The 17739-nt window shown below is 33.6% G+C and carries 15 protein-coding genes; 7 read left to right on the forward strand and 8 right to left on the reverse strand.

Translation table 11 applies throughout. From position 1 onward, the window contains the following. The first annotated feature begins 142 nt into the window (after nucleotides 1-142). From VDP25_RS13115 to VDP25_RS13140, 6 genes are all read left to right on the forward strand, one after another. Entirely contained in the window at nucleotides 143-445 is a 303-nt protein-coding gene (locus tag VDP25_RS13115) for an ArsR/SmtB family transcription factor (RefSeq protein ID WP_115818577.1), read from the forward strand. Nucleotides 446-500: 55 nt separating this feature from the next. Then, on the forward strand, nucleotides 501-737 hold the full coding sequence (locus VDP25_RS13120; protein WP_115818578.1) for a thioredoxin family protein: 237 nt from the start codon (nucleotides 501-503) through the stop codon (nucleotides 735-737). Between the two features lie 11 nt (nucleotides 738-748). Beyond that, a complete protein-coding gene (locus VDP25_RS13125) occupies nucleotides 749-1156 on the forward strand; it encodes an OsmC family protein (protein WP_334470496.1) in 408 nt (135 codons plus the stop codon). After that, on the forward strand, nucleotides 1149-2123 hold the full coding sequence (locus tag VDP25_RS13130; RefSeq protein ID WP_334470498.1) for a permease: 975 nt from the start codon (nucleotides 1149-1151) through the stop codon (nucleotides 2121-2123). Before VDP25_RS13125 ends, VDP25_RS13130 begins: the two co-directional genes overlap by 8 nt. A 224-nt stretch (nucleotides 2124-2347) precedes the next feature. Then, nucleotides 2348-2719: an immunity 53 family protein gene (locus VDP25_RS13135; protein ID WP_334470500.1), complete on the forward strand. Its 372-nt coding sequence runs from the start codon at nucleotides 2348-2350 to the stop codon at nucleotides 2717-2719. Between the two features lie 99 nt (nucleotides 2720-2818). Continuing rightward, entirely contained in the window at nucleotides 2819-3547 is a 729-nt protein-coding gene (locus VDP25_RS13140; protein ID WP_334470502.1) for a tRNA-uridine aminocarboxypropyltransferase, read from the forward strand. A 22-nt stretch (nucleotides 3548-3569) separates the two neighbouring features. Here the strand turns inward: VDP25_RS13140 and VDP25_RS13145 are convergent, their stop codons facing one another. Together VDP25_RS13145 and VDP25_RS13150 are read right to left on the reverse strand one after the other, a co-directional pair. Next, nucleotides 3570-4922 carry a UDP-N-acetylmuramate--L-alanine ligase gene (locus VDP25_RS13145; RefSeq protein ID WP_334470504.1) on the reverse strand — a complete coding sequence of 451 codons (1353 nt, stop codon included), beginning with the start codon at nucleotides 4920-4922 and terminating at the stop codon, nucleotides 3570-3572. A gap of 210 nt (nucleotides 4923-5132) precedes the next feature. Next, the gene (locus VDP25_RS13150; RefSeq protein ID WP_334470506.1) at nucleotides 5133-6077 is read right to left on the reverse strand and encodes a tetratricopeptide repeat protein; all 945 of its coding nucleotides are present in this window, start codon (nucleotides 6075-6077) and stop codon (nucleotides 5133-5135) included. A gap of 185 nt (nucleotides 6078-6262) precedes the next feature. Here VDP25_RS13150 and VDP25_RS13155 point away from each other — a divergent pair, with 185 nt between their 5' ends. Beyond that, entirely contained in the window at nucleotides 6263-12346 is a 6084-nt protein-coding gene (locus VDP25_RS13155; RefSeq protein ID WP_334470508.1) for an alpha-2-macroglobulin family protein, read from the forward strand. Nucleotides 12347-12412: 66 nt separating this feature from the next. Here VDP25_RS13155 and VDP25_RS13160 read toward each other — a convergent pair whose 3' ends face one another. The 6 genes from VDP25_RS13160 to VDP25_RS13185 all read right to left on the reverse strand — a co-directional run bounded on the left by VDP25_RS13160 (nucleotide 12413) and on the right by VDP25_RS13185 (nucleotide 17712). Further along, nucleotides 12413-13141 (reverse strand): SDR family oxidoreductase, encoded by a 729-nt coding sequence (locus VDP25_RS13160; protein WP_334470511.1) that lies wholly within the window; start codon nucleotides 13139-13141, stop codon nucleotides 12413-12415. An 81-nt stretch (nucleotides 13142-13222) separates the two neighbouring features. After that, entirely contained in the window at nucleotides 13223-13747 is a 525-nt protein-coding gene (locus tag VDP25_RS13165; RefSeq protein WP_334470513.1) for a DUF4136 domain-containing protein, read from the reverse strand. 29 nt (nucleotides 13748-13776) lie between these two features. Beyond that, complete coding sequence (locus VDP25_RS13170) at nucleotides 13777-14769, reverse strand: T9SS type A sorting domain-containing protein (RefSeq protein ID WP_334470515.1); 993 nt, start codon at nucleotides 14767-14769, stop codon at nucleotides 13777-13779. A 42-nt stretch (nucleotides 14770-14811) separates the two neighbouring features. Beyond that, a complete protein-coding gene (locus VDP25_RS13175; protein ID WP_334470517.1) occupies nucleotides 14812-15525 on the reverse strand; it encodes an ion transporter in 714 nt (237 codons plus the stop codon). A gap of 15 nt (nucleotides 15526-15540) precedes the next feature. Continuing rightward, on the reverse strand, nucleotides 15541-16539 hold the full coding sequence (gene obgE, locus VDP25_RS13180) for a GTPase ObgE (protein WP_334470519.1): 999 nt from the start codon (nucleotides 16537-16539) through the stop codon (nucleotides 15541-15543). Between the two features lie 63 nt (nucleotides 16540-16602). Then, nucleotides 16603-17712, reverse strand: a complete 1110-nt coding sequence (locus VDP25_RS13185; RefSeq protein WP_334470520.1) for an adenylate kinase — start codon at nucleotides 17710-17712, stop codon at nucleotides 16603-16605. Nucleotides 17713-17739: the final 27 nt, after the last annotated feature.

The following is a 17739-nucleotide window of genomic DNA, read 5'->3' on the forward strand; positions in this document are numbered from 1 at the left end:
GGTAATTGAAATGCTTCGCTCTATTCTGAATGACAGCAGTACTCAAAAGATACTTTCCCTTATAATATATCTAACATTTAAGCTAATGTGACAAATGTCACATTTTAACCCAAAAACCCATCGTAAATTTACGATAAGAGCTATGAAAAGAAGTTTAGAAACCATAGAGTACCAGAAAAACACCGAAGCCTTAGCCAAATTTGCTAAAGCATTAGGACATCCAACACGGATTGCCATATTGAAACATCTCAAAAATCAATCGTGTTGTTTCACAGGAGATTTAGTAGATGTCTTTCCGTTGGCACAATCTACAGTATCTCAACATTTAAAAGAATTGAAAAATGCGGGTTTAATTCAAGGCGAATTAAAATCACCTAAAATAAAGTACTGTATTAATCACGATAACTGGAAAATTGCAAAAGCATTGTTTCAAGATTTTTTTTGATTGATATTTTTTTTCAAAACCTATCGTCTATTGGCGATAAACAAATAACTGTATTATGAGTAAAGTAATTAAAATATTAGGAACTGGATGCCCAAAATGTAAATCAATGACCAATGTGGTTAAAGACGTCGTTAAAGAACACAACATTGATGCTACTATTGACAAAGTTGAGGACATCATGGAAATTATGAAATTCAACATTATGACAACTCCAGCTTTAGTCATCGATGATGTTGTTACCATAAAAGGCAGAGTCCCTTCAAAAGACGAAGTATTGAAACTTTTAAATTAAAATGAACGGTTATGAATTATCAAATCAAAGCCTCTTCCTTATCTAATGAAGATGCTATTATTCATATCAAAGCATCAGATATAGATTTTGGCACAACGGTTAAAACCGCTGAAGTTTTACCCAATCCTGCCGAATTATTCTTAGGTTCATTTGCAGCTTGTATGCTTAAAAATGTGGAACGTTTTTCTACTATGATGAAATTTAGCTACACCAAAACAACGCTTAATGTTAGTGCTACACGTCTCGAAAATCCGCCACGAATGGAAAACATCAATTATGATTTAACCATTTACACCAAGGACGATAAATTGAATGTGGAATTATTAAAAAAGAATATTGAAAAGTTTGGAACTATTTACAATACTATCAAATTATCCTGTTCTATTTCTGGTACCATTAAAACCATAAAAAATGTTTAATTGGTTACAACATTTTGCCGATTGGTTCATCTATTCTGTCTTAGGCATTGGTGCCGAAACCCATTTAGGAGTGGCACTCAATTTCTTTGTGTACGATACGCTTAAAATTCTGATTCTGCTTTTCGTTATCGTTTTTATCATGGGCATTGTAAATGCTTATTTCCCCATTGAACGCCTTAAAGATTATCTGAACAAAAAAAAGCTTTACGGTTTAGAATACTTTTTCTCTTCCGTTTTTGGAGCCATAACACCGTTTTGTTCCTGCTCTTCGGTACCATTATTTATTGGTTTTGTACAAGGCGGCATTCCCTTAGGTGTCACTTTTTCGTTTTTAATCACCTCACCATTAGTAAATGAGGTTGCGGTAGCCATGTTTATAGGTATGTTTGGTGTAAAAGCCACATTAATTTATGTCGCTTCAGGTATTTTATTAGGTACGATTGGAGGTTGGCTTCTTGGTAAATTTAATCTTGAACCCTTACTATCCGATTGGGTAAAACAGATTCTCAAAAATAAAATGCAACAAGCCCAATTTGAAGAAGAACACAAAACGTTTTACCAACGCTTACCTGAAATTACAAACGGAGCTTGGGATATTGTAAAAAGCGTTCTACTGTATGTGATTATTGGTATTGCTATTGGTGCAGCCATGCATGGCTATGTTCCAGAAAACTTTTTTAGTGCGTATTTAGGAGGTGGCGAATGGTGGACCGTTCCTATTGCCGTATTAGTTGCCGTACCAATGTATGCCAACGCAGCAGGTATTGTGCCTGTGATTCAAGTTTTTGTTGCTAAAGGAGTGCCTTTGGGTACAGCTATCGCTTTTATGATGGCAACCGTAGGTTTATCTATTCCTGAAGCCACCTTGCTAAAAAAAGTAATGTCCTTAAAATTGATTGCCATCTTTTTTGGTGTTGTTACGCTTTGTATAATACTTTCAGGTTACGTCTTTAACATCTTATTATAAATCTACACAGAAATGGTAATAGATAATTAAATCATTGGTGTGTTTTATAACAGGCTTGTATGATGTTATTATTTTCATCGGATTATTACAACAAACACTATTCCTTATTTTTAATGCGTTCAACTTCTATACAAGACAATGCTACATAAGAAGATAAAGATTATATTGCACGCTGCGTTGTCGTATGCTATAAGTTTTAGCATTTTTCATAAGCATGTTTCTTTGTGATTTATGGAGAGCATACAGCATATTTGGTTACGCTTCTTAATGACAAAACATATAATAAGAGAATTGAAATGGAAATTTTAGAGTGGATACAAGATTGGTTCAAAAGTAATTGTGATGGAGACTGGGAAAAAGGTGAAGTGATTCAGATTACCACATTAGACACACCAGGTTGGGAAGTTGAAATTGATATCTCTAAAACATCTATAGCCAATTTAGAAATCAAATGGATTCTTAACGAAATCAATAGACAAGATTGGTATGGTGTAAAAGTTGAAAATTCAAAATTCTTCGCAGCAGGTGATGCTAGCAAACTTATTTTCTTGTTAGATCTATTTAAGCAGATGATTGATAAGATTGAGAATGAATAATAGTATATAAACGTATTCAAAGCGTTCGATAATTGGAAAATAAAAGTCTCTGTATATTTATATACAATAACCAATTAGAGAAACAAAAAGATATTTGACTTGCAAGTAGATATAAAAACCCACAGAATTACATGTTACAAATGCATGAGACCTTCAAGCACATGTATTTGTAAACATATTAGTCCATTTCAGACTAAGACGCGCTTTATTATTCTTATGCACCCAAAGGAGTACAAAAAAGAAAAAAACGGCACGGGATATATGACTAATCTTCAACTTGAAAATTCGGAAATTATAGTTGGTATAGATTTTACCAATAATAAACGTGTGAATGACATACTCTCTAATGAAAAAAGTGCTTTCTTACTTTATCCAGGAAAAGATAATTTCAACTTATCCATAAGAAAAAGTTCTGAAATAAATTCTTTTATGGGTGGCACTCCACACATCTTCATTCTTGATGGTACATGGCCTTGCGCTCGCAAAATGCTTAAATTAAGTAAGAACTTGCAAAAACTAAAGAGAGTGAGTTTTGATAATAAAATAAAATCAAAATTTATTATTAAGCAGCAACCAGAATCGCTTTGTTTGAGTACTATTGAGTCCGTTTATACGGTTTTAAATTTACTTAAAGAAGGTAACGTAGAACAATGCGAAACAAAGGACTTCCTTATTCCTTTTGAAAAAATGATTGATTATCAGCTCGACTATATTCTAAACCCAAATAGTAAAAACTATTGTCCAAAGGCAAACAGAGACATTAGTCCTAAGAACATCTATAAGACAAATACGCAAAGAAATACTATTTTTGAACAAGAAGAGATCTAATTACTAAATAGATAATAGCGCTTTAAAAAAGTGCTTTCACCTCATCAAAATCCAAACCACCATAATTACCCGAACTCATTAATAACAAACTCTTATTATCAAATTTTTGAGAGAACAAGAAGTTTTTAAAGTCTTCTGGATTAGTATAAATGATTAAATCATCGCGCTCAAAAGCATTTGCAATTTGTGTTTCTGTAACTTCTTCTAGTTTCTTAATTTCTACAGCATGTGGAGAATAGAACACAACAGCAACATCTGCAGCATCTAAAGCTCCTTTATATTCTTTTAGGAATTCGGCATTAAGGCTACTATAGGTATGCAATTCTAAACACGCCACTAAAGTACGATCGCTGTATTGTTCTTTTACCGCTTTGGTTGTGGCTTCTACTTTACTTGGAGAGTGTGCAAAATCTTTATAAGCTACGCTTGTCTTAGATTCTGCAATTTTCTCTAAACGTTTGCTTGCTCCTTTGAACGTAGAAATGGCTTCGTAGAAATCATCTTCATCGATGCCCATATGTTGGCAAATCCATTTGGCACCAGCTAAATTATTTAAGTTATGCGCTCCAAAAACTTCAATTGGCATTGGACCCTCTGGAGTTTCTAATAATGTTTCTCCATCTTCAACCGTGTATTCTGGAGTTTTGTAAGCTATTTTTCGAATCTGATTTTCTGAAGCTTCCACTACACGTTTGACTTCAGGATCTTCTTCGTTATAATTAATACTTCCACCTGTCACAATAGAATCTACAAAGATGCTAAACTGCTCCACGTAGTTTTCATACGTAGGAAACACATTAATATGATCCCAAGCAATACCACTCAACAACGCAATATTTGGTTTGTACAAATGAAATTTTGGTCGCATATCTATAGGCGAACTTAAATACTCATCACCTTCTAACACCATAAAATCATTGTGCTCTGTGAGTTTTACCATCACATCAAAACCTTCAAGCTGTGCACCAACCATATAATCCACATCTCTATTATGATAATGCATCACGTGCAAAATCATAGAAGTAATGGTTGTTTTTCCATGACTTCCGCCAATAACCACACGTGTTTTATTTTTGGCTTGTTCGTATAAAAATTCTGGATAACTATAGATTTTTAAACCGAGTTCCTGAGCCTTTAATAGCTCCGGATTATCTGCTTTCGCATGCATTCCTAAAACTATCGCCTCTAAATCTGAAGTGATTTTTTCAGGATACCAACCAAAAGCATCTGGCAATAAGCCTTTAGCTTCTAATCTCGATTTTGAAGGCTCGAAAATGGTATCGTCGCTTCCTGTAACTTTATAACCTTTATTGTGAAGTGCTAAGGCCAAATTGTGCATTGCTGCACCACCAATAGCGATAAAATGTACGTTCATAGTATCCTTAAATGTATACCGTAAAAATACTATAAGTTTTTTGAAATGAGAATTTATCAAACAAGGTTCTCGATACGATTTTCTCGTTCCACAAAAATCACTTGCACTGACACAAAAACGAAATACGAAACATAATCTATACGTCAGTACGAATGTTTCTTAATTCAAAGTAAAAAAAAACAAATAAATGTATTGAGAAGAAGGTATAAATTAAATCGTCTCCTTAAATTCCTTAAACACATCAATATCAGGTAAGCCTGAAATCGCTTTATTTATCCAAACTAAAGCTTCAGTTTTATTATTCTTGTGTTTATAGATTTGTGCTAAGCGATAATAAGCCCATTCTTTAGGCACACCATCTTTTGCCGAATGGTTAGACAAATACGTTTTAAGGCATTTTTCACCTTTCTCTAATTGAATATTATAATCTGCGCACACCTTACCAATTTGATAGTGCATTGCGTTACGCTGGTGTTTATCTTTAGCTTCTTCTAAATTACCTATAGCTTTTTCTGGCTGTTCTTGTCCTTCGTAAAATTCAGTTAACTTTTCATAACACGTTACAGAACCACCCACTTTTATAGCTAATCTATAATATTTTTCGGCAAGCTCTGGTTCGTCATCATATTCATAAACATAGCCTTTAGCTAAATAACCATCAACTTTAGATAATTCCTCTAATTGTTCTGCATACATTAAAGCTTTAGAAAAACTTCCTCCAACAATACCAGGAAGCGAAACATACAATTCTACCAAAGCCCAACGTGTGTCAATATGTTGGGGATCCAGTTGAGCTGCTTTTAAAAATGATTGTTTAACATCTCCAATAATGCCAAGCGCTTTAATTTTACTTATACTCAAGGCTTTCATTCCCAAAGCACCTCCATACTTATAGTGATAATTAGCATTATTTGGTCGTTTTTGCTTTAAAATTTGATATTGCGCAATAGCCTTATCCCATTTTTTCTGATGGCCATAAGCATCACCTAAAAGTTCGATTCCTTTTAAGTCGTTTGGATTTGACTCTAAAAATGCAGTCATTTCATTTTGAGCCTTTACAAATTGCTTTTTAGCTATAAACGCTTCCGCATTCGCTATTGAAGTTTGTGAATAACAGAACGACGACAGCATTAAAACAAACAAATATCTAATCATATAATTATTAAATCTTTAGACAAAAATACAATTTAATAACGCTCGGTTTCCTCAACAAATTGTTAACTTCACTCATCTAAATAAGACTTTTACTCATTAGACCTTTTTTTGGAATACCTTTTGAAGGTATTTTGTAGAAAATGATCACAGTTAAACTAAAGATTACCACATTTACGGAAAACACTATGAAAAACTATATCTCTATACTCATGCTCATTTGCTTTGCTTCTTTTTCTAATGCTCAAAATGAATTTGAAAATCAATGGAAAGAAGTGGATAAGCTCGAAAGCGAAGGCCTTACCAAAAGTGCTTCTGATCTGGTTGAAACCATCTATCAAAAAGCGATTAAAACCAAAAACACTCAACAACGTATCAAAGCATTATTGCATATTAGTAAATATATGCTCATCCTTGAAGAAGATGCACAACTCAACATCGTAAATCGTTTTAAATCTGAAATTGAGTCTTCAAAAAGTAATGTAACTAAGCCCCTATTGGAAAATATGCTAGCAACCATGTATTGGCAATATTTTCAGCAAAATCGCTACCAATTTTATAATCGTACCAAAACGTCTCAAAAAGTGAGTGATGATTTTAGAACATGGGATTTACAAACTTTATTTAGTGAAATTCACACCTATTTTCAACGTTCACTTAGCAAGGACACACTACTTCAACAAGAATTATTAACTAATTATTCTACACTTTTAATTGAACAAGACAACTCTAAAGATTATCGTCCAACATTATACGATTTACTAAGTCATAATGCACTAAACTTTTATAAAACAGACGAAAATAGTATTACACAGCCTGCATACAAATTTAGTATTGATAACAAAGCATTTATTTCAGATAGTGAGCGTTTTATCACTATAGATTTATCATCTAAAGACACATTATCACTTCAACGCAATGCCTTAAAAATCTATCAAAATTTAATAAAGTTTCATAAAAAGAATAAAGCGACTAAAGCTTTTGTAGAAATAGACATTGAACGACTAAATTTTGTAAAACAACATGCTGTATTTTCTAATGTAGACCATTTACTTCTGGAAACTTTAAGGTCTAAATCAAACGCATTAGCATCTTCTGAATTATCGACTTTATATGATTTTGAAATTACTACAGTATATTATACACAAGGCAACTCTTACAATAACACTATTAAAGACAGTGAAGACAACACCAAAAACCGCTGGAAACTAAAAGAAGCACTACAACTTTGTAATTTGGCAATTTCTAAATTCCCAAATAGTGTTGGTGCTCTAAAATGCAAGGTTTTAATTGAGCAAATTCAACAAGCTAATTTACAATTACAGACTGAAGAATTTATTAGTAATAACTCTCCTTCAAAAATCTTAGTGACCTATAAGAATTTAGACGCTTTAGATTTTAAAATATATAAAATTTCACAAAACCAATTAGAACGTTATAATCAAATTTACAGAGCGAAAGAGAAGCGTGATTTTTTCAACAAACTGAATCCTGTTGAAACATTTTCAAGAGCATTAAAAACCGAAGGAGATTATCAAAGTCACAGCACAGAAATTGTATTACCACATCTAGAAAATGGTCTATACTTAATTAAAACAAATACAAATTCTGAACATGACGTTTTTGCAACAGCCCATATTCAAGCTACAAATTTAGCATTGGTTGAAAGCTCAGAAAACGACACGCATTTGTATCAAGTTATCCATAGACAAAATGGTAAGCCTTCAGCCTATGCAGAAGTTGAATTATCGTATGCAAACAACAGAAATAATAGGCGTTCAACAAAGTACTTTACAACAGACCGTTTTGGTAAGTTCGAATTTAAAAAGAACACCAACTACTATAGAGATGTTCAAATTAAGGTTAAAACTAAGGATGAGACGGGTTACTTTGGAGACTTCTATATTAATAGAAAATACGACCAAAACAAAAATAACGACACACAATACCGCAACTTTTTATTCACAGACAGAAGTATATACAGACCAGGCCAAACCGTTTATTTTAAAGGTATCGCAATCAAATCTAAAGACGGAAAAACGGAAGTATCAGCTCATGAGGTTTCAAAATTAAGATTGAAAAATGTGAATGGTGAAGTTATAAGCGAACTTTTATTAAAAACCAATGCTTTTGGTTCAGTACATGGTGAGTTTGTTTTACCTAATGATGGCTTAACTGGTAATTTTAGCATTGATATGTTTTCACATAGTTACGGCTACACATACATTTCTGTTGAAGAATACAAACGACCGAAGTTCAAACCAGAATTTCAACCCATTACAGAAACTTACAAAGTAAACGATAGCATTACGGTAAACGGAACGGCAATCGCTTTTGCAGGTAGTAATATTACAGATGCTAAAGTAGCATATCGTGTAAAACGAAATGTAAGATTTCCGAGTTGGTATTATTGGAGACGTCCCTATTTTAATGCGGAAGCTCAAGAAATCACTTTTGGAGAGACCAAAACAAATGCTAAAGGAGAATTTGAAATTACATTTAAAGCACTTCCTGATGAAAGTGTTTCTAAAGACAATCTTCCTGTTTTTAATTATGAAATCACAGCAGATGTAACAGATATTAATGGCGAAACTCGTTCTACATCTACCATTGTTAATGTTGGTTACCATGCCATGACACTCAATATAGTTGCTCCACAGAATATTGATAAAGCTCAAAAAGACGTTGAATTCACTTTAACGTCTCAAAATCTTAACGGACAATTTGCACCAGCAAAAGGACAATTAAAAATATATAAACTAAAGGCGCCAAATCGTGTTTTAAGAACAAGACCTTGGCAAGCCCCAGATTACCAAACACTTTCTGAAGCTGAATTTAAAACACTATTCCCTAACGAACCTTATAATAATGAAGAGCAATTAACCAATTGGGCAAAAGGCGACGAAGTTTTTAGCACCGAATTTGATACCGAAAAAGAAAAAAACATCATCTTAAAAAGGTTAAGTAAATGGGAATCCGGCCAATATATTATTGTCGCAGAAAGCCAAGATAAATTCGGACAACCCATAAAAGACCAAGTCTTTACATCGTTATTTAGTGATAAAGACAAGACCATAGCAGATAACCAAATCTATGAAGCACAGTTAGATAAAGACACTTACGAAATTAATTCGATGGCAAAATTAACCTTAGGTTCTGCCGCTGAGAACATCACAGTTACCGTAGAAATTGAAAAGGACAACACAATTATAATGACACAGTTAGTCCAACTCAACAATTCTAAAAAAACAATTAGCATTCCTGTAACAGAAGGTGATTTAGGCGGCTTTACAGTACACACGTCATTTGCCGCTTTTAACGAATATAAATCTCAAAGTTTTAATATCAATGTACCTTACCCGAGTACTGCTTTAGACATTGAAACCACCACTTTTAGAGATAAATTACAACCAGGACAAGATGAAACTTGGAGTTTTAAAATTAAAGGACCAAAAGGAGATAAAGTATCTGCAGAATTATTAACCAGTATGTATGATGCCTCTTTAGACGAATTTAAAGGGCACCATTGGAGTTTTAATCCCATAAGCAATCCTACTTATTATGGAAGAATAAACAAAAATTCTAGACAAAGTTTTGGTAATACTAATTTTAAATTATTCAATAATTTTAATCGTTCTAGCTATTATCCAAACCAAAGACGCGATGCATTAAATTGGTTTGGGTTTTATTTTGGGAATAATCACAGGTACTTAAGTAGAAGTAAAAGACTTTCTTCGCCAGAAGCCGTGGCAATGGTTTCTGATTCTGCTGAACTTGAAGAAGTCGTGGCTGTTGGTTATGGAACAAAAGCTGATCCAGAATATCAATTCACTAGCAACAAAACAAAGATGGTTCCTGACTCTACTTCGATACTAGGAGCAACACATATGGAAATACATGGATTACCAGAAGAAAACATCCAAATAAGAAAAAACCTAAACGAAACCGCGTTCTTCTTTCCACAATTACAAACCGACAAGGAAGGAAATGTGAGCTTCAATTTTACAGCACCAGAAGCCTTAACCAAATGGAAGTTACAATTATTGGCACACACTAAAACTCTAGAAAGTGCCGTAACAAAATTAGAAACAGTGACGCAGAAAGAATTAATGGTGATACCAAACGCACCACGTTTTTTAAGAGAAGGAGATCAAATTACAATTAGTACTAAAATTGCAAATCTTACCGACAATGAATTATCTGGAATGGCTCAATTGATATTAACTGATGCTGTGACCGGGAAATCCATTGATGCAGAACTTTCAAATTCTAGTAACACCTCTCCTTTTGTAGTTGATGCCAAAGGCAATATGCAAGTTTCTTGGAATTTAGAGATTCCGGAAGGTATACAAGCAGTACAATATAAAATTATTGCTAAAGCTGGCGATTTTAGTGATGGTGAGCAAAATGCCTTACCTGTTTTATCTAACAGAATACTAGTTACGGAAACGCTACCAATGTGGATACGTTCTAATCAAACAAAAACATTCACTTTAGATAAACTGAAGAATACTACCTCAACAACACTGAGTCATCATAAATTAACTTTAGAAATGACATCGAATCCAGCGTGGTATGCTGTGCAAGCCCTACCTTATTTAATGGAATATCCTTATGAGTGTAATGAGCAGACATTCTCGCGTTATTATGCCAATGCATTAGCACAACACATTGTACAATCGAATCCAAGAATTGAAGCTGTTTTTAACCAATGGAAATCGACTGACGCATTACTTTCAAATTTAGAAAAGAACCAAGAATTGAAATCATTATTGATTGATGAAACCCCTTGGTTACGTGATGCACAATCTGAAACCGAACAGAAGAAACGCATTGCCTTATTATTCGACCTAAATAAAATGAATAACGAATTGCAATCTGCCATGAGAAAACTAAAGAACAACCAACACAGTTCTGGTGCTTGGCCTTGGTTTAATGGTGGTCGTGATAATCGATTTATTACCCAACATATTATTGCTGGTTTTGGGCATCTTAAGAAACTAAATGTCGCACAGAATAACAGCGAAGAATCTATGATTCAAAATGCTTTACGATATTTAGATGCAGAATTTATTCAAGAATATAAAAACATCAGAAAGTACAACAAGGATGCTGATTTAAGCAAGGATCATTTGTCGCATACCCAATTGCATTATTTATACACGCGAAGTTTTTATCCTGAAATAACTCCTTCTAAAGAGGTTCAAAATATTATGGATTATTACCAAGGACAGATTCAGAAATATTGGTTATCGCGTTCATTATACGCGAAAGGCTTAATGGCTTTAACCATGCACAGAATGGATGACGAGAAAATTGCTGGTAAAATTATAAAGTCGTTAAAAGAAAACAGTATTACTTCAGAGGAATTAGGCATGTATTGGAAAACCAACACCAACTCATGGCACTGGTACCAAGCACCAGTTGAAACACAAGCCTTAATGGTGGAAGTGTTTTCGGAAATTGGTACAAGTATACAAAGCGAAGCAAAGAATCTCGAGGTTGTAGACAATCTAAAAATATGGTTACTTAAAAACAAGCAGACCAACAGTTGGAAAACGACTAAAGCAACAACCGAAGCCGTTTATGCATTATTATTACAAGGAAGTGATTGGCTTAGCGTTACAGAACAAGTAGACGTTAAAGTTGGTAATGAAACTATTTCACCTTCAACATTAGAAAACGTAAAAGTAGAAGCTGGCACAGGGTATTATAAAACCTCTTGGAATGGTTCTGAAATTAAACCAGAACAAGCCGATGTTACCATTACTAAAAAAGGTGAAGGCATTGCTTGGGGAGCTTTATATTGGCAATATTTTGAAGATTTAGACAAAATAACTTCAGCTGAAACTCCTTTAAAGTTAAGTAAAAAGTTGTTCTTAAAATCGAATACCGATAAAGGTGAAGAAATCACCGAAATCACCTCAGCAAGTCAATTAAAAGTAGGGGATTTAATTAGAGTTAGAATTGAATTAAGAACCGATCGCACTATGGAATTTGTACATCTTAAAGACATGCGCGCTGCTGGTTTAGAACCTGTAAATGTATTATCGCAGTACAAATGGCAAGATGGTTTGGGGTATTATGAAAGCACCAAAGATGCGGCCACCAATTTCTTTATGGACTATTTACCAAAGGGGGTTTATGTCTTTGAATATGATTTACGAGTGAGTAATGCAGGTAATATGAGTAATGGTATTAGCACTATTCAGAGTATGTACGCACCAGAGTTTAGTAGTCATAGTGAAGGCGTTAGAATTTCAGTAAACTAACAGTTAATATTCTAAATTTAAAAAAAGAGGTTTCTAATTAAAACCTCTTTTTTTTTTATATTTTACTTATCCTTTACTTGGAGGCGTGGTAGGCCTTACTTCTATTTTACTTGGTAGAGTTCTTGGATTCATTTTTAATAAATCAATGACCAATTCACCAATATCTTCACTTTGAATTTTCCAAGCTTGTTCATCGTTTGGCACATTACCATTAAAATGCGTCGATACAGAACCAGGCATGATTGTACTTACTTTAATTCCGTATTGTCTTAAATCTAGCATCACTGCCTGTGTAAATCCTGTTACACCAAATTTACTCGCATTGTATGCAGAACCACTAGCAAAGAAGTTAGCGCCAGCTAAACTTGAAATGGTAATATAATAACCTTTTGATTTTTTGAGTTCCTGAACACTAGCCTTAATAGAATTAAACACTCCAGTAAGATTTGTATCAATGGTGTCATTCCACTGTTCTGTTGTTAAATCCTCAATACTTGCAAAATGCCCCAAACCAGCATTAGCTATAACAATATCTAACTTGCCAAATTTTGACACTGCTTGTTGTACGGCTGCTTCCTGACTATCTAGTCGTCTTACATCGGCTTCAACTCCTATTATAGCATCTAATTTATTTGTTTTTGCTGCCAATTCTTGAGCTGCACTTTCAGCTGAATTCTGATGCCTACTCGTTATAACTACTTTTACTCCTTTATTTAATAATGCTTCTGCAACACCATAACCTATACCTTTTGTACCACCTGTAATAAGTGCTACTTTTCCTTTTAATGCTTCCATTTCTTTTGAATTTCAGTTGACACCAAAATTACAAAACACTGAAACAACGTTGAAGTTAAAACTGTTATGAAAATGATAAAATTACTTTTCTAACTTAGGAGGATAGCTTGCAAAAATTTTTTCCACTAAAGCCTCAAACTGTGCCTCGCGTTTCTCTGGTGTTGCATTAGGATTATAACTACTTTCACTCACAGCTTGCCAAAACATTCCTGTTTTAGAATCATCAACAAATTCAATAACAATTTCTCGCGTTTGCTTATTCATTCCTACAGGAATTCCTATAGCAACTCCACCTCCAACGTGTCCGCCACCTCCTCCAACACCAATACCAACATTACTTTGGTTTCGGCTTTGGATATCTTGACTTTGTATATCGATATAAAAATCAGGGTAATCTGATTTTAATAACCCCATTGTTTTGAGCTTTTTATCCATAGCTCTGATTAAGCGTTTCGTATCTAATTCGCTTAAACCCGTTTTCATGTCATCAAAATAATTATAACTCTTGTAATTACTAAATTCTGTTGACTTTTCGTAATCGTAGTTGACTATTGTACCACATGAGGTGATAAAAAATAATATAAATAGAAACGTTAACTTTTTCATCTTTTTAGTTTAAAGATACTAAAAACGCATTACGCTTTTATCACAAGTTTTGTTAAACTCCCTTGCTTAGTCGTAATTTTAATAAAATAAACTCCCGATTGAAAAGCTGTTAAATCTAATTTATGCGTGTTTGTTTCTAAAATTTTTTCGCCAGTACTTGAATATATTTTTAAGCTTTCAAAATTCTCATTATTGAGACCATCAACAAACAGAATTCCAGATACGGGATTGGGATAAATTTTAAATAATTCCTCTTCAAATTCACCTAGAGATAAGCTTTCACACGCTATTTCAACTTCAGCATTTGAATTGCAACCCAAAGCATTATTCTCAATTAAAATAGCATTATTCTCAATTAAACTACACACCAAATCATTCTCACAAACCGCAAGTTGGGTATTATTAAGAATCTCTGCCGTCAATGAATTATTCAATTGCGCTGTGTTCAATCTAGAAATATCAGATAGACTTGCGTGTTCTCTGATGTATAAAACAGGGTCTTGAACTAATCCTCCAATAATATTTAGATTCTCATTTAAACCATTCAAGTCAGATAACAGATCGTTGTTTTCTAAATATAATGTGATAAACTCAGTTATATTCCCGGCTCCTTCCAAAGATGTTAAAGCAGACATATCTCTAACTAAAAACACCACAGGAACATTAACTGTGTAATTATTTAAAAATAATATGTCCTGAAACATTGGGTTGTTATCTATAACGATAAAAGCATCTTGTTCGCTCAAACCCGTAATTGTAATAGCGTCTAAGCCTTGCATATTACTAAGAGAAGTATCATTAATAAGAAGACTTCCTACGGCATTTATCTGAGACAATGGAGAGAGATCTACAATATCATTTCCTTGAATAATAAGAAATCCTTCAATAGCCTGACAATTTGGGTATTGAACTTCGAAATTATCTACAGCAGATTGTCCAAATAATACAACATCTCCTTCAGGACATTGTCCAAAACTAGCTGTAAAAAAGACTAGTGCTATAAGGTTTAAAAATGTTTTCATATCGAATAAGTCAAAAAGGTTTGTATTAATGTTTTAAGGCATCTATTTCTTCTCCTCGTTTGGTTCTACTGCTTTGGTTAGAGAAGACGAGATAATACCTGTTGGAATCGCTACAACTCCCAAACCAATTAACAGTATAAAAAAGGTAAAAATGCGACCACCAACAGTAATTGGATATACATCACCATAACCAACTGTTGTTAAGGTAACAATAGACCACCAAAGACTTGAAAACACAGAGGAAAAATGTTCTGGTTGGGCTTCGTTTTCAAAATAATAAATTCCAACTGCGGCAAAATAAATGAGCATTATAGTGATAATCATAAAGAGGATTATTTGCTCTTTAGCTAACTTCATGGCATTAGCAAAATGACGCATTGCTTTATTATAACGAACTAATTTGAATAATCTAAACAAGCGGAACATCCTCAATAGACGCAACGATCTTAAGTCAATTCCAAAAGACAAATAAAATGGTAAGATTGCTAGAAAATCAATAATTCCGAAAAAACTGAAAATAAATCTCAGCTTATTATCTGCAACATAAATACGTGCTAAATACTCAAAAGTAAAAACAATAACACAAAATGCTTCAATAGCATTTAAAACCACTTTAGTTTGTGGTTTTAAATCGGGCAAGGTTTCAATTGAAAAAGTAACTACCGAAAATATAATTAAAAACTGAATAAAATAAGCAAAGCGTTTACTCTTTTTAGTATCATTGAGCTCTACTAAATTTTTAAGGTAGTTTTTCATCTTAATGCTTAAACATTAATCATTCAACAACTTCCAAAGTTTATCTTTTAACTCTGTTAATCCTTGGTGTGCTAAAGAAGAGATAAACATATATTCTGCTTTTAAGTCTTTATCTAGAATGGTCGATATTTCAGATTTCAACTCATCATCTAGCATATCAGATTTTGAGATTACAACGAGACGTTCTTTGTCTAGCATTTCAGGATTATAACGTCTTAATTCGTCTTCTAAAATTTCGTATTGTTCTACTATATCTTTGGCATCTGCAGGAATTAAAAACAATAGAATTGAATTTCGTTCAATATGTCTTAAAAAGTAGTATCCTAAACCTTTTCCTTCTGCTGCACCTTCTATAATACCAGGAATATCTGCCATTACAAAAGATTTAAAATCGCGATATTCTACAATACCTAAATTTGGTTTTAAGGTTGTAAACTCGTAATCGGCAATTTTAGGTTTTGCAGAAGTTAATACAGATAATAAGGTTGATTTCCCTGCATTAGGAAAACCTACCAACCCAACATCTGCTAAAACTTTAAGCTCTAAAGTAATATCTTTTTCTTCAAGTGGAATTCCGGGTTGTGCATAGCGTGGAGTTTGGTTTACTGAACTTTTAAAATGCCAGTTACCACGACCTCCCATACCTCCTTCAACGACTATTCTTTCTTCCCCATCTTCGGTAATTTCAAATAGAATCTCATCTGTTTCAGAATCACGTACAACCGTTCCTAAAGGCACTTCAACATAGACATCTTCTCCATCTGCACCTGTACTTCTACCAGAACTACCATGTGCTCCATGACCAGCTCTAAAGTGCCTCTTAAATTTCAAGTGAATAAGTGTCCAAAGGTTAGAGTTTCCTCTTAAAATCACGTGACCTCCTCTACCGCCATCACCGCCATCTGGTCCACCTTTAGCAATATATTTTTCGCGATGTAAATGCGACGAGCCCTTACCTCCATTTCCGGAAGTAACATGCATTTTTACGTAGTCAACAAAATTTCCTTCAGTCATATTCATTTCCCACCAAAGTGGGAATCTTTTTAGTTAGATTCCTATTTTAGTAGGAATGGTAATTTATAATTTATCTATTACAGTACTTAAACGCACTGTAATATCTTCAACACTACCAACACCATCAACACCAAAATATTTATTTTGATCAGTGTAGTAATCTTTTAAAACAGCCGTTTTAGTATAGTATTGTTTTATTCGGTTTCTTATGATACTCTCATCTGCATCATCAGTTCTTCCACTCGTTTCTCCACGTTTAAGTAAACGCTCTACTAAAACCTCATCATCAACCTCTAGAGCCACCATAGCGTCAATTTGAGAATCTTTATCTTCCATTAACGCATCTAAGGCTTTTGCTTGTGCATTGGTTCTTGGAAAACCATCAAATATAAAACCATTAGCACCTGCATTTTTCTCCACCTCTTTATTCAACATATCAATAGTAACCTGATCTGGCACTAATTCTCCTTTATCCATAAAAGACTTAGCTAACATTCCTAAAGCGGTTTCGTTTTTGATATTAAATCTAAAAACGTCACCTGTAGAGATGTGTATTAAATCGTATTTCTCTTTTAGAAAATTAGCTTGTGTTCCTTTACCTGCTCCCGGAGGGCCAAATAGTACTATGTTTGTCATATGTTGTGTTGTTTTTAATTGATATACATCTGGCAAATCTCTTCCTAATCCATTATAATCAAGTCCATAACCAACGATGAACTTATTAGGAATTTCCATACCGACGTAATGAAGTTTAAAGTCTTTATTATAGGCTTCGGGTTTGTAAAACAGCGTTGCAATAATCAATTGCTTTACATTTTCGTTTTCAAAAATACGATGCACTTCTTCCAAAGTGTTTCCTGAATCTATAATGTCTTCTAAAATAACAACTGTACGCCCTGTTAAATCTTGGGTTAATCCAATTAAGCGTTGAATATCTTCTGTAGACTTCACACCTTCATAAGAGGCCAGTTTAATAAAAGTAACTTCACATGGCTTTGGGTATTTTTTTACAAAATCGCTTACTAACATAAACGAGCCATTTAAAATCCCAATAAACACAGGTACTTCGTCGCCTAAATCCTCAGCAATACCATCTACCATTTTTTGGACAGCGGTATCTATTTCTTGTTCAGATATAAAAGGTTTGAAGTATAAATCGTGAAGCTTAATCACTTTCTTTTTATTTTAGAGTTGCAAAGA

The sequence above is a fragment of the Winogradskyella sp. ECml5-4 genome, from assembly GCF_036903175.1.
Lineage (GTDB): Bacteria > Bacteroidota > Bacteroidia > Flavobacteriales > Flavobacteriaceae > Winogradskyella > Winogradskyella damuponensis.